Raw genomic sequence first — 12,619 nt, 5'->3', positions numbered from 1 at the left:
GAGTTAAGGAAACTTATTGGACATATTTAACTTGGTGTTAATAGCCATTTTAATTGCTTTAACAGCATTTTTCGTAACATCCGAATTTGCAATTGTTAAAGTAAGAAGTTCCAGAATTGATCAGCTGATTGAGGAAGGGAATAGAAGCGCACTGGCTGCCAAAAAAGTCATTTCGAACCTTGATGAGTATTTATCCGCATGCCAGCTTGGAATTACCATAACGGCTCTAGGAATTGGCTGGCTGGGGAAACCGGCAATTGAAGATCTTCTCTACCCTGTCTTTATCGGGTTGGATATACCTCTTTCATTTGCTAGTGTCTTATCCTTCGGAATCGCTTTTGCCTTCATTACGTTTTTGCATGTGGTGGTAGGCGAGCTGGCACCCAAAACGCTTGCAATTCATAAGGCTGAGTGGGTAAGCCTTGTGACGGCCCGTCCGCTTATCTGGTTTTACAAAGTAATGTACCCTTTCATATGGGGGCTAAACGGATCTGCCCGGTTGCTAACCAGTATGTTCGGCCTTAAACCAACTTCAGAGCATGACCTGGCTCACTCGGAAGAGGAGCTGAGAATTATTCTTTCTGAGAGCTTAAAAAGCGGTGAAATTAACCAATCAGAGTTTAAGTATGTAAATAAAATCTTTGAATTTGATAATCGAATTGCCAAAGAAATCATGGTCCCAAGGACAGAAATTATTTCTATGTCTCAGGAAGATACTCTGGATGCATTTTTCCAGATTGTCAAAGAAGAAAAATTCACCCGCTATCCAATCATTGATGGAGATAAGGACCATATTGTCGGTTTGGTCAATATTAAGGAAGTCATGACAGACCTAATCCAAAACGAGGACCTCCGCAACAAAACTCTGTCCCATTATATGCGGCCAATCATTCGAGTGATTGACTCGATCGCTATTCATGATCTGCTCGTTAAAATGCAAAAAGACCGGATCCACATGGCCATATTAATGGATGAATACGGAGGCACTTCCGGACTTGTAACAGTCGAGGATATTCTGGAGGAAATTGTAGGAGAAATACGTGATGAATTTGATATGGATGAAGTACCAGAAATTCGCAAATTAAAAGATGACCACTATATTGTTGATTCGAAGGTTCTGGTGTCGGAAATTAACGATTTACTAGGTCTTGAGATCAGTGATCAGGATATAGATACCATTGGCGGATGGATACTGACTGAAAACTACGATGTAAAACAAGGAGATACTATTTCATTCGAACGCTATATGTTTAAAGTGCTCGAAATGGAATCACATCACATTAAATATATTGAGATTTGCCACAACTTCGAAACGGAAAATCAGGTGATTCAATTTTCCGCTCCCTCAACACAGGCTTTATCATAAATGAATAGCCATAAAACCCCGGAAATAAATTTCAGGGGTTTTATTTTATTTAGGAGCGGTTCGGTTGGCAATCCAGCGATTGTAGGAATGATATCGATGTTTGATATTTGTTAAAATATCCTTTAAAAGAAGCTCCAGTCCAATAGCTGTAAGTGAAAAAACATCTGCGTAGTGCTTTTTCACCTCCCATTTAAGCTCATTTTTTCCGCAAATACTGTAGCGGTTAACTTCCTCCAATTCAATAGTCAATTTATCTAATTCTATTTGTTTCTCAGCTTCTGGGAGTGCCATAATTTCATCAATTCTTGTTATATAAGATATAGACTTAGCAATTTTCCCGTTCACTTCAGCAAATGTTTTTTGATCAATTAATCCATATTTCAGTTTAAAGCTATTTAGTGCTTTAGCTGATTCATATGTAGCGTTTACGATATCTTCCCTTGTCATATGATCTGTTTCAAAGCTGAGCATGTATTTCCATGACGGCTGTGCGATTGCCTTCCTATGATCCTCAATTGTATGGCAGAACTTTTTATATCCATATTTATCAGGATCTTCGAAAGCTGAACTTACAGGGTCTAAAAACGGTGCAAGCGGCGCCACAAAGTAAGATAAACGCTTATCCTCCCCACATTCCTTGTGAATCTCTTCACAAAAATCGACATTTCTAAGAGCACTTTTATAATCTTGATGGGGTATTCCCACCATAAAAAAGATATCAACCTTTTTACATTCATGCGTTAAAGCATATTGAAGCGTTTTAATCACCTTTTGATTTGTACAATTAAACTTACCATTATATCTCCTCAGCTCTTCATCAAAAGTCTCTAAAGTCAGTTCGATACTATAATTTGGTACAGCCCTCTTAATTTTCTTAAAGTACTCTTCGTTTGCGTACTGAAATAGCTCTAACACCAACTCGTTTTTTAATTTTATCTTACTTAGCCTTTCAAAAAACTCATCAACGTAGGCATTTCCAGCCTGTCTTATATCATGAAGAATAAAGATAGGAGCCCTGCTAAATCTTTGGATAAATAGGATATCCTCAATAAGTTTTGCCGGAGAGCGTGTTGCTAAGGCCTTTCTGTTACAGTTATCTTTATACGATTGTTTAGAGCCGCCACAAATCAAACATCTCTGCGTACAGCCTTTGGCCGTCAAAATAGCTGTATTTGGGTATTGAAGCCACCCTTTGTAAGGAAGTGGATCGAGAAAATTACGGTATTTAAATACTGATCTCACAGTGTAACGATATCCGGGGATATCAAACTCATCAAGGCTTTCCGGTACATAAGTTAACGGGTTGTAAACAGGAGTTCCATTATTTTTCCATGTTAAATTTGGAATGGCACCAAAATGATGGGTGTTATTTTTGATTCCTATCATAAGCTGGAGCATTAACTTTTCAGTGGAGTCTCCTCTCATAACGAAATCAATGAAAGGATACTCAATCAGTTCTTCATGATAATACGTAGCAGAAAGCCCTCCAAAGATAATCGGTGTGTCAGTATGCAGCTTTCGGACAATCTTCGCAAGTTGAATGCTGCCGTGAGCATGAGGAAGCCAATGCAAATCGATGCCAAAGGCTTTCGTATTCATACCTCTTAATTTCTTTTCCACATCGAAATTTTCATCCATCAGCATGCGGTTCGCAATGTTAATAATCTTCACACGGAGGCCAAACCGCTCTAAATACTCTGCAATACTCGTCAATCCAATAGGATACATCTCAAAAACAGGTGACGATGGAACCACATCACTTATTGGACCAGCCAGCAAGGGATTCTTACGAAAATCATAGACACTGGGGGCATGCAATAAAACTAAGTCGAATTTCATAACAGCTCACCTCGAACTATAGGATAATAAATTAATAGAGGTTCTATATTTACAACCTAATCATAACTCCTAAAATAACTTTGCTTACTCTGCAGTACTAAATATTTTGTGAACACGCCATTTTGGCCGCTTTGTTATTCATATATTTGCCAAAGAACAAGCGCAAGAGCCTTGAATACTCCGACAAACCTTAATGTGAAGCCGACTGTTTAGCTTCGACAAACGCTGGAGGGCTTCAAGGTGAAGTCGTTCTTTGATTTCATCAGCTGGACATCTACCAGAAACGCTTCTTTGCAGCCGTGGGACAGGACTCCGGGGTTGTTTTCTCTATTGATGCATAAGCGACTCGGGCTGGCCGCTGGAGCTGGATGCAGATAACCCATACAATTATCCGTAAACTTGAACTCTTTTCGTTTCCTACAAAAAAAGACTGCCCTTGGCAGCCTTTGGATTATTATTTATCTCCTTGCAAGATAAGGATATCCTCTTCAACTCTTCCTATCTTTAACAGGTGTGTATCAAGCCGCTTTTGGACTGATGCCACCCCCGCTTCATTCTGTTTTGCCGATGCTTCCAAAATCTCAGTGGCAATTCTTTCAACTCTGGCAACCTGTAACTCTTCCATTCGTTCCAAAGCGTCTTTTATATCGGTAATATCAATTTGATTAGAGGTGACCCGGTGTTCAATACTATCAACTTTCCCTAGCTGGTCCAGCCGTTTTTCAACTCTCTCAAGCTTTTCATTAAGGGCGGCCATGGACTCCTTTACATCAGACAGCATATTTAAGATTGTATTTGAATTTTGATCCATCATAATCTCCCTTAAACTTTAGTTGCCTTTATCTTATCATCTTTAACCTTATTGATATGTTACAAAATACGCACAAAAACCCTAAAGGAGGATTAGTTTACTCGCCGTTTTGCTGAATATTGCTGCCATTGGAAGCGGATGAAACACCCAACACAAAATCCGAGAATTGCTATGAATGCAGCCAAGAACACCATTGCCGTTAAAATATAGCCTAATGTATTTAATTCAAAAGAAAATGATATTAATCCTCCGCCCAAACATAACACAGCAATTTTTTGATTGAATTGCTGTTGGTCCCAATCCTCTGGCGTATATTGTGACTTATGTTTTTTCAGAAACAGCGCGGCAGTTCTCATTATTGGATTAAAGCCAAAGAACAGGCCCATCAATCCAGTTATGAGAGGTATGGCTAAAAGCCACTCCCACCCTGAGATCCAGGTGGCAAGGATACTAATTACTATCGTCCACTGGTTTGTACGAACAAGCGGTTGAGGGATTGATTTAGGATGTTTACTCATTCCTTTAATTCCCACCTATCTTATAGGATTTCTTTACTTAATAACAGTTTACCCTTTGATGATGAATTTGTGAAGGTAGTGAGAACATTTCCCAAAGACATTTTTTTATTCAAGGTCCAATGATTCTAACTTTTCGAATGCTCTTTGTCTTGAAAAATTATAAGATTGCCAGTTTTCATGCGAATTTTCAAATTCCTGCTTACGTTCCCTTAGGATTCCCCCTAACATTGGGACCCTTTTATCCTGTTTATATAGATCTGCCAACCCGGCTACACCCTCATAGGAAAGGCTGTTTAAATAGGAAACATCAATTTTACCTGTTTGCTCGTAGCGATTCATGTTGCGGTCAACTACAAACTGATCGATATTTACAATATTTATCACTGAATAATAAAGTAAAGCAGAAATTATGTAAAAGTGGCGTAGAGACAGTCTTTCTAGCCAAACCCGTGCTAAGGTGTAAGCCAATATAATCATGAGAAAAATCATAAATGAGTGGGCAAGAACTCTTAGGAACGTAAAGCCATATGATTCTTCATACATTAACAACCTGATAACTGCTGAATACAGCATTACTCCGCTAAATAAAACTAAAAGTGTAAGCAATAATTTTATAAATAATTTTATTCCTTTGTTTTGTTCTTTTACAAATGACAACGCAGCCGTTAAGATAGACAGATTAAATACCGTTACGATAAGTAATTCGAAAAATCCCCTTCTGGCGTATTGAGCGTACGTATACCCGCTCTGCAGTGCTTCTCCGAAAAAATATCTAAATTGAACAATAGTAAACAAACCATAAACAAGATTTAAGAGAACTAGTACTGTTAGCACAATAACACTATCCCATATGATACTGATATCAAGTTTAACTGTCGCAGGGAGTTGCGCCCTCCTTGACAGTACTTGTAGCAAGCCGAAGAATCCAAGTGTATAGGAAAATATAACAGCCAAACGGAAAAGTTCATCACCTAACTGGAGACCTGCAATCCAGTTAGGGAGGGATCCAAGCACCTGTTCAAACTGACCATCAGCAGAAATTAGCAGCTGTATTATGACGAATAATAATGGAACTGAAATTCCTAAACCAATTACAATCCGTTTTACTATTTGTCTCGCCTCTTCATTTAATCCATTTTTAATCCGGTTTGGACCGAGGGAAAGAAAAGCAAAGCTGTATTTTATACCTTCAGCAAGTTTCCTTAAAGTGCTTTCTGCAAATGCAAAACTGTGCCAGGATGCAGGAAATTTGGTAGTAATAATTATGATGTGAAAAATAACAAGACATGGGATAATAAAACTATTTATCACATAAAGGATTAGGTTTGAATATAGTAGAAACCCTGTTGACAAGGCCCAGATACACATAAATAAGAGCAATCCCATTTTTTTATTAAAGAAAGAGAATTTTCGATACTTCCAATAAAAAACGCTATAAAAACTAGCAATAAAAACCAGATAGGAAACCCCAATCCGGCCGTGAAAAAATGATTGCTCTGCAACTATTCCTAAAACGAGACAAAGAATAAAAAATATCTTATCCTCTTTTGTAAGCTGTATATTCATTTTAGTCTTCCTCCCATCATCAATTTGAAGTTGAATGCCTTCGAATACATAGTAATTCTATGTATATGTACAGATGAAACTCTAACAACGATTCTTTTTAACTTGGTTGTTGATTCGCTGTTCCGCTGAAGATCTACCGAACCTCCCTCCTTAAAATGAACAAGTAACTATACATAGTAATTCTATGTATATTATTAAAAAATAAGTCACTGTTAAGCGACTTCACAGGATGCCTCCGAGATATGTATGTGAACTGGTTAAACAGATTCATACTTGCCCCAGCGATAGCCTGCCCAGCAAACAGGATACAGCAGCAAAGTAAAGACCACACATTTCACGATAAAATGTTGATTCAGGAGTGGATAAAACCAATCGTGAGGGATGATGTTAAAAAGAGTAAGGTTCATTAGAACAACATTCGGCAATAGCGAAAGAACAAAAGTCTTTTGCATTAAGTTACGCCCGCCATGTCCAAAGCTTTTCCCTATTTCATAACCAAGAAGAGCCCAGAATATCAAATACATCACTATAATTAGAGACGGAATACTGGTGAGACTTTCCCAAAGAATATCTACCCAGCTCCACTCAACCATATTATGTATGACGGTTAGCAGTGTTCCCGCAATAAAAAATAACAAATTCGCAATAATAAACAGCCATTGAGTTTTTACAGGAGTTACTGAAAGCTCCTCCTGCCAGCTCACTGCAATTTCAGCGGGTGTGCCTAACTGAACCAGCACTTGCTTGATTACCTCTTCTTCATCAAGCTGCCCCCTTGAAAGTTCAAGCATCAATTCTGAAATATGATGCTCGTAATCTTGGATTATCTCTTGTTTTCCGGGATGGTTTCTAAGCTCTTTATTAAGCTGCTCTAAGTACTCCCGTTTAGATTGAATCATTTTCCGTTCTCCTGATCACCTTATTCATAACCTGGACAAAGTGTTGCCACTCTTTTGTTTTCTCCAGCAAAACGTTCTTTCCCTCATCTGTAATTTTATAATATTTACGGGCTGGTCCTTTCTCCTGCTCTTGCCAATAGCATTGGATATACTCTTGCTTTTCAAGTTTATGCAAGGCTGGATATAGCGTACCTTCCTTTACCTGAAGGCTCTGCTCGCTTCGTTTTGCCAGCTCCTTAACCAATTCATACCCATACATATCTCTTTCATTTAAGAGCTGAAGAAGAACGAGCGAGGTACTTCCTTTTAAAAGTTCACGATTAAACATTTTTTCACCTACCTAGAATTAAAAGGTATATTTCAATCATAACTAAACTCTATATTTATGTAAAGGCTTTATTTAAATATCCTATTCGCCATATTTGTCAGCAAAACCTTCTCGGCTATCATTCTCTTCTTGACAGCACTTGCCGGAAACGTTGGGCGATTTGTTGCCCTAGTATTTGTAGTGATGCAGCTGTCAACAACGGGAGCTAATCTTCCGATAGAAATGCTTCCTGATAACCTGCGTAACAAGAGTGAATATTTGCTCTTCACATACTCGATCGCTGGGTCTAAATCCGTCATTTCGCTTGGGATTTTGGAGCAGCATTCGGGAACCTGGCTATCTGCTTGGATACCTCGGAGTTTTTGCTTTATTATCTTTCATTGTTTTCTTCTTTAAAACAAAAAACCAGATACAATCAAATGATTTTGCTGCTTATTTTTGTTCCCCTTTCTTAATATAAAGCAAAGACAAAGGAGTCCAATTATAGAATAATTCCGATTAAATAGATGAATAACCAGATGAAAATAATAAATATGACTGCTGTTGCAACAATGATAAACCTATTTGCGGAGGTAAAGGTCTGGTTGTTAATTCTTCTCCTATTTTTAAAATAGTTTACAGCTGCAAAAAAGAGTAAAGTTAGACCAGCTGTCAATGATAATAAACTCACTAGAACTGCTGTTCTATCGGCAAAAATGCTGGCAGCCTTTATACTTGTAAAATGAAGGCTTGATGCTAAAAACCCAATTCCAATAATCGCTATAGAGGTTCGAACCCAGGCAAGATAAGTTCTTTCGTTAGCAAGATGCTGCTGAATATATTTGGACTCCGAGCTCTTGTCTTGCTCCACTTTTATCCCCCCATTAACGTTATGCTAGACAGCTCATCAGCCATTGTGCCCTCTCCCTTTCTATTACCTAAAAAAAGAAATGCCAATCATTATTTTAGTTTCTCTGAATTATAGTATCGGGTCACTATTGGCTGGTTCATCAAAACCTTTTACTAAGTATGATTTTCAAATCTCTGCAGAAAATACTCCTGCATGCTAAATCTGGATAATTTTTGTTTTGACAGCTGGGCTTCCATGTATTAAGATATCAATGCCGAGAAAACTTATATGAATTATGGGGGTATTTTATACAATGAAAAAGTTAACTCTTCTTTTTGCTCTTTTACTAGGTTTTATGCTAGTTGCTGCAGGATGTGGTACAAATGAAAGCCAACCAAATAACGAACAAGAAAGTAATACAGAAGATAATAATGCTGCTGAAAAGGCATCTGAAAATGACTTACTTGCAAAAGTAAAGGATGAAGGTGAACTGCTAATTGGTACGGAAGGGACTTACCCTCCATTCACTTTCCACAACGATAAAGGAGAGCTCACTGGATTCGATGTCGAGATAGCAAAAGAGGTGGCTGATCGTCTGGGAGTTGAGCCTGTTTTTATGGAAACTCAATGGGATGCCATGTTTGCCGGGCTGGATGCAAAGCGCTTCGATATGATCGCAAACCAGGTTGGAATTCGTCCCGATCGCCAGGAAAAGTATGATTTCTCTGATCCTTATATAACCTCTGCTGCAGTCCTAATAGCTCGGACCGATAACGATAACGTAAACGGATTTGAAGATATCAAAGGATTGCAATCGGCCCAATCGCTTACTAGCAACTATGCAGACCTTGCCAGATCATACGAGGCTGAGATTGTTGGTGTCGAAGGATTTAATCAAGCTATTGAATTACTAAATTCTAAACGGGTCGATGTGACTATAAACGATAAGCTTTCATTCTTGGACTTTAAGAAGCAGAAACCAGATGCACCAGTTGAAATTGTAGCTACTCATGAGGACGCAGCTAAAAGCGGGTTAATGTTCAGAAAAGGAAGCGAATCTCTAGTAGAAGAAGTAAATAATGCTTTGCAGGAAATGATTGAAGACGGTACTTATGCAAATATCTCTGAAAATTGGTTTGGTGAAAATGTACTTGAATAGTATTTTCACAAACCCCGAGCGACTTGAAAGACTAACGAATATAGCCGAAAGTTCCCTTTTGCCTTTGCTGAAGGGAGCTATTTTTTATACAATCCCATTAACATTAATCAGTTTCGCTTTAGGACTGACACTGGCAATTCTTACGGCACTCGCTCGCCTTTCTGGAATTAAGCCACTCGAAATAATCGCAAGAATCTATGTGTCTGCTATCCGTGGGACTCCCTTGCTTGTTCAATTATTTATTATTTTTTACGGTCTCCCTACAGTAGGGATTACCATTGATCCATTTCCATCCGCAGTGATCGGTTTCTCGTTAAATGTTGGTGCCTATGCATCAGAAATCATTCGTGCCGCCATCCAGTCCATTCCCAAGGGACAATGGGAAGCAGGATATTCTATTGGAATGAACTACCAGCAGGCTTTAAAACGGATTATTCTTCCTCAGGCTTCTAGGGTTTCAATCCCTCCCCTTTCTAATACCTTTATCAGCTTAGTAAAAGACACATCTCTAGCTTCGATGATTTTGGTGACAGAAATGTTTAGGAAGGCTCAGGAAATCGCAGCTACGAATTATGAGTTCCTGCTTCTATATACTCAGGCAGCACTCATATACTGGGTCATTTGTTTTATCCTATCTATCGTTCAGGGAAGAATTGAGAGGCGGCTCGACAGATATGTATCAAAATAACGCTGGAGGATTCCAATCGTGATAACAATTAAAGGATTAACCAAGAAATTCGACGATCTTGAGGTACTTAAAGGGATTGACCTTGAGGTTGAAAAAGGCAAGGTCGTTGTCGTGATCGGTCCTTCCGGCTCTGGTAAAACAACCTTGCTTCGCTGTATCAATATTTTGGAAACTCCGACTTCTGGTTCTATTACTATCAGTAATTCTCAGCTAGACTTTTCGAAGACTGTTCCCAAAAAAAGAATTTCGGCATTTAGAAGTCTGACAGGGATGGTGTTTCAAAGCTATAATCTTTTTCCACATAAAACAGCTTTGGAAAATGTGATGGAAGGCCCAGTCATTGTAAAGAAGGAATCTTCTGCAAACGCTAGCCGGAAAGCAGAGCAGCTTCTTTCAAAGGTAGGACTGGGAGATAAATTACACTATTATCCCTTTCAGCTTTCAGGGGGCCAACAGCAGCGTGTGGGGATTGCCAGGGCTCTAGCTATGGAACCTAAGGTGATGTTATTTGATGAACCTACATCAGCTTTAGATCCTGAACTCGTTGGGGATGTTCTAAAAGCCATGAAGGACCTGGCTAGTGAAGGCATGACGATGGTGGTAGTCTCGCATGAAATGAGATTCGCACGTGAAGCGGCCGATGAGGTAATTTTTATGGATCGGGGCATCATTATTGAAAGAGGAGCACCTGAACAAATCTTCTCTACTCCAAAGGAAGAACGGACTCAGCAATTCCTGCAAATGATACAGTAAAGGTCGATATTGTGCTAATTTCATGGAGCAAATAAAAAGCATTGGCGTCAGCCAATGCTTTTTACACATTTTACACCATCTTCGAATTTATCCTCCAAGACTTTATGGATAGCTCCTTTCCATTATTTAGGGGATTTTTAAAATCAAACTATTTCCTTTGGTTTTCAATTGAGTTACCACCTAATAGGTTTACAACAATAGCCTTTATTAGTTACAGGTTCCATGATAATTAGGACAGCCATGCTCACTTGTTTCAACCTGAATAGTACTATGGTCAATACCAAAAATATCATGCAAGATCGCTTGTGCTTCATGGAGGATTTCGTCATGGTTACCATATTCTGAGATCGATAAATGACAGCTTAACATAGGAATTCCAGAAGTAATGGACCATATATGAAGATCATGGATATCCTCGATATGGCGGATCCGTTTAAGCGCAAGCTTTATTTTATCAACATTAACATCAGTGGGAGTGCCTTCCATCAGGACATGAAAGGAGTCTTTTAGAACTCTCCAGCCACTTATAATAATTAGGACAGCCACTATTGCACTAGCAATCGGATCCGCTATTCCCCAGCCGAAAAAATAAATCAGAAGGGCAGCCACTATTGCTCCAACAGAGCCTAGCATATCACCAATTACGTGCAGAAAAGCACTTCTAATATTCAAATTTCCGTCCTTGTCACCTTTCATCAATATCCATGCAGCAGCTATATTAACCAATAGCCCTATAATGGAAACTGATAGCATACCGATACTAGACACTTCAGGAGGATCGGACAATCGGTGATAAGCTTCATAGAAAATCAGAATAGAAATAACTACTAAGGTAAGGCCGTTTAAAGCTGCTGCAATAATCTCAAACCGCTTATACCCATAAGTGTTAGCTGCCGTAGACTTTTTTTCCCCAAGCTTAATCGCAAAAAGACTAAGCCCTAACGCTGCTGCATCGCTTAACATATGACCAGCATCAGATAACAAGGCAAGACTATTAGTTAATATCCCGCCAATTACTTCAACAAACATAAACGAAAGGATGATCAAAAATGCCCAAAAGAGTGCCTGCTTGTTATTAGAATGGCTATGGCTGTGATTATGACCATGTCCCATTATAATCCCCTCTCACAGTTAACTTCTTACTCTTTACTAAATACCACCTGAGCAGAAATACACACATGTTTAACCAATCAATTTCAAGCTTCCGATACCAAGACATAATTACTTTTTTATTAAAATGATCTTTCGATACATCCCATTAAACAGTACAGGTTTGTCTTCTGCCAACGTGGCCTCAGCGTTATTCTCTGAATAAAAATCACTAAAGGTTAATCCTATATCTGTTCCGAGTATCTTAATAAGAGGTCTTAACAGTTTTTTGTGCAGTGGCTGATCTTTCCCATCTGCTGCAAACTTATCAAAAATAATAATACGACCTCCAGGCTTCGTTACACGTATTGCTTCTGATAAAGCTAAGAGGGGGTTGGGAACTACCGACAAAAGTAAGCTTACAATCGTATAATCAAAGGAGTTATTTGGAAAAAATAAGGATTGCGCGTCGCCTTGCAGGAAATTGATATTGGTTTCATCAAACTTTTCCCTCGCTTTTTGAAGCATAGCCTCAGAATAATCAACTGCTGTAATCTTTAATCCCTCAACATTTATTTGTTCAATGTCCGCCCCTGTGCCGACACCAATAAATAAAATCTCATCACCATGATTAAAAAGCAAATTCCCAAATATCTTCTTTCTGGCTTTCAGAAAAGGCCCCGAGTTAAAGAACCAATCATAAACGGGGGACCAGCAGTGATAAACAATTTGGTTCCAGCTATTTTTCATCATTCATCCCCCGAAACACTTTAA

Annotated in this window: 13 protein-coding genes; 4 read left to right on the top strand and 9 right to left on the bottom strand. The window is 38.8% G+C overall.

All coding sequences use genetic code 11. The annotated features are described in order from the left end of the window. The first annotated feature begins 16 nt into the window (after positions 1–16). Complete coding sequence (locus HRJ06_RS06130) at positions 17–1,366, top strand: hemolysin family protein (RefSeq protein ID WP_174730454.1); 1,350 nt, start codon at positions 17–19, stop codon at positions 1,364–1,366. Positions 1,367–1,411: 45 nt separating this feature from the next. Here HRJ06_RS06130 and HRJ06_RS06125 read toward each other — a convergent pair whose 3' ends face one another. The 7 genes from HRJ06_RS06125 to HRJ06_RS06095 form a co-directional block, all read right to left on the bottom strand. After that, positions 1,412–3,205: a TIGR04190 family B12-binding domain/radical SAM domain protein gene (locus HRJ06_RS06125; protein WP_174730451.1), complete on the bottom strand. Its 1,794-nt coding sequence runs from the start codon at positions 3,203–3,205 to the stop codon at positions 1,412–1,414. 454 nt (positions 3,206–3,659) lie between these two features. Beyond that, the gene (locus tag HRJ06_RS06120; RefSeq protein WP_174730448.1) at positions 3,660–4,019 is read right to left on the bottom strand and encodes a hypothetical protein; all 360 of its coding nucleotides are present in this window, start codon (positions 4,017–4,019) and stop codon (positions 3,660–3,662) included. 89 nt (positions 4,020–4,108) lie between these two features. Beyond that, positions 4,109–4,534, bottom strand: a complete 426-nt coding sequence (locus tag HRJ06_RS06115; protein ID WP_174730445.1) for a DUF4395 domain-containing protein — start codon at positions 4,532–4,534, stop codon at positions 4,109–4,111. Positions 4,535–4,639: 105 nt separating this feature from the next. Beyond that, the gene (locus HRJ06_RS06110; RefSeq protein WP_174730442.1) at positions 4,640–6,100 is read right to left on the bottom strand and encodes a DUF4153 domain-containing protein; all 1,461 of its coding nucleotides are present in this window, start codon (positions 6,098–6,100) and stop codon (positions 4,640–4,642) included. A gap of 257 nt (positions 6,101–6,357) precedes the next feature. Beyond that, positions 6,358–6,999 carry an HAAS signaling domain-containing protein gene (locus HRJ06_RS06105; RefSeq protein WP_174730439.1) on the bottom strand — a complete coding sequence of 214 codons (642 nt, stop codon included), beginning with the start codon at positions 6,997–6,999 and terminating at the stop codon, positions 6,358–6,360. Continuing rightward, positions 6,986–7,327: a PadR family transcriptional regulator gene (locus HRJ06_RS06100; protein WP_174730436.1), complete on the bottom strand. Its 342-nt coding sequence runs from the start codon at positions 7,325–7,327 to the stop codon at positions 6,986–6,988. Before HRJ06_RS06100 ends, HRJ06_RS06105 begins: the two co-directional genes overlap by 14 nt. Before the next feature lie 481 nt (positions 7,328–7,808). After that, a complete protein-coding gene (locus tag HRJ06_RS06095) occupies positions 7,809–8,177 on the bottom strand; it encodes a DUF202 domain-containing protein (RefSeq protein ID WP_174730433.1) in 369 nt (122 codons plus the stop codon). 292 nt (positions 8,178–8,469) lie between these two features. Here HRJ06_RS06095 and HRJ06_RS06090 point away from each other — a divergent pair, with 292 nt between their 5' ends. The 3 genes from HRJ06_RS06090 to HRJ06_RS06080 are packed head-to-tail and all read left to right on the top strand — an operon-like array spanning position 8,470 to position 10,756. After that, entirely contained in the window at positions 8,470–9,315 is an 846-nt protein-coding gene (locus tag HRJ06_RS06090; RefSeq protein ID WP_174730430.1) for an amino acid ABC transporter substrate-binding protein, read from the top strand. Then, positions 9,302–10,003 (top strand): amino acid ABC transporter permease, encoded by a 702-nt coding sequence (locus HRJ06_RS06085; RefSeq protein WP_174731145.1) that lies wholly within the window; start codon positions 9,302–9,304, stop codon positions 10,001–10,003. Before HRJ06_RS06090 ends, HRJ06_RS06085 begins: the two co-directional genes overlap by 14 nt. Positions 10,004–10,021: 18 nt before the next feature. Then, complete coding sequence (locus tag HRJ06_RS06080; RefSeq protein WP_174730427.1) at positions 10,022–10,756, top strand: ATP-binding cassette domain-containing protein; 735 nt, start codon at positions 10,022–10,024, stop codon at positions 10,754–10,756. A 207-nt stretch (positions 10,757–10,963) separates the two neighbouring features. Here HRJ06_RS06080 and HRJ06_RS06075 read toward each other — a convergent pair whose 3' ends face one another. Next, positions 10,964–11,869: a cation diffusion facilitator family transporter gene (locus HRJ06_RS06075; RefSeq protein WP_174730424.1), complete on the bottom strand. Its 906-nt coding sequence runs from the start codon at positions 11,867–11,869 to the stop codon at positions 10,964–10,966. A 108-nt stretch (positions 11,870–11,977) separates the two neighbouring features. Beyond that, positions 11,978–12,598, bottom strand: a complete 621-nt coding sequence (locus tag HRJ06_RS06070; protein WP_338421059.1) for a class I SAM-dependent methyltransferase — start codon at positions 12,596–12,598, stop codon at positions 11,978–11,980. Between the last annotated feature and the right edge of the window lie 21 nt (positions 12,599–12,619).

It is taken from the genome of Mesobacillus harenae, assembly GCF_013343715.1.
GTDB classification, from domain to species: Bacteria; Bacillota; Bacilli; order Bacillales; family Cytobacillaceae; genus Mesobacillus_A; species Mesobacillus_A harenae.
The sequence above is the reverse complement of the archived record's forward strand: the minus strand, read 5'-3'. Positions and strand labels throughout refer to the sequence as shown.

Coding starts and splice junctions, on each gene's coding strand:
- HRJ06_RS06125 (WP_174730451.1), bottom strand. CDS start 3,205: ATGAAATTCGACTTAGTTTTATTGCATGCCCCCAGTGTCTATGATTTT.
- HRJ06_RS06120 (WP_174730448.1), bottom strand. CDS start 4,019: ATGATGGATCAAAATTCAAATACAATCTTAAATATGCTGTCTGATGTA.
- HRJ06_RS06115 (WP_174730445.1), bottom strand. CDS start 4,534: ATGAGTAAACATCCTAAATCAATCCCTCAACCGCTTGTTCGTACAAAC.
- HRJ06_RS06110 (WP_174730442.1), bottom strand. CDS start 6,100: ATGAATATACAGCTTACAAAAGAGGATAAGATATTTTTTATTCTTTGT.
- HRJ06_RS06105 (WP_174730439.1), bottom strand. CDS start 6,999: ATGATTCAATCTAAACGGGAGTACTTAGAGCAGCTTAATAAAGAGCTT.
- HRJ06_RS06100 (WP_174730436.1), bottom strand. CDS start 7,327: ATGTTTAATCGTGAACTTTTAAAAGGAAGTACCTCGCTCGTTCTTCTT.
- HRJ06_RS06090 (WP_174730430.1), top strand. CDS start 8,470: ATGAAAAAGTTAACTCTTCTTTTTGCTCTTTTACTAGGTTTTATGCTA.
- HRJ06_RS06085 (WP_174731145.1), top strand. CDS start 9,302: ATGTACTTGAATAGTATTTTCACAAACCCCGAGCGACTTGAAAGACTA.
- HRJ06_RS06075 (WP_174730424.1), bottom strand. CDS start 11,869: ATGGGACATGGTCATAATCACAGCCATAGCCATTCTAATAACAAGCAG.
- HRJ06_RS06070 (WP_338421059.1), bottom strand. CDS start 12,598: ATGATGAAAAATAGCTGGAACCAAATTGTTTATCACTGCTGGTCCCCC.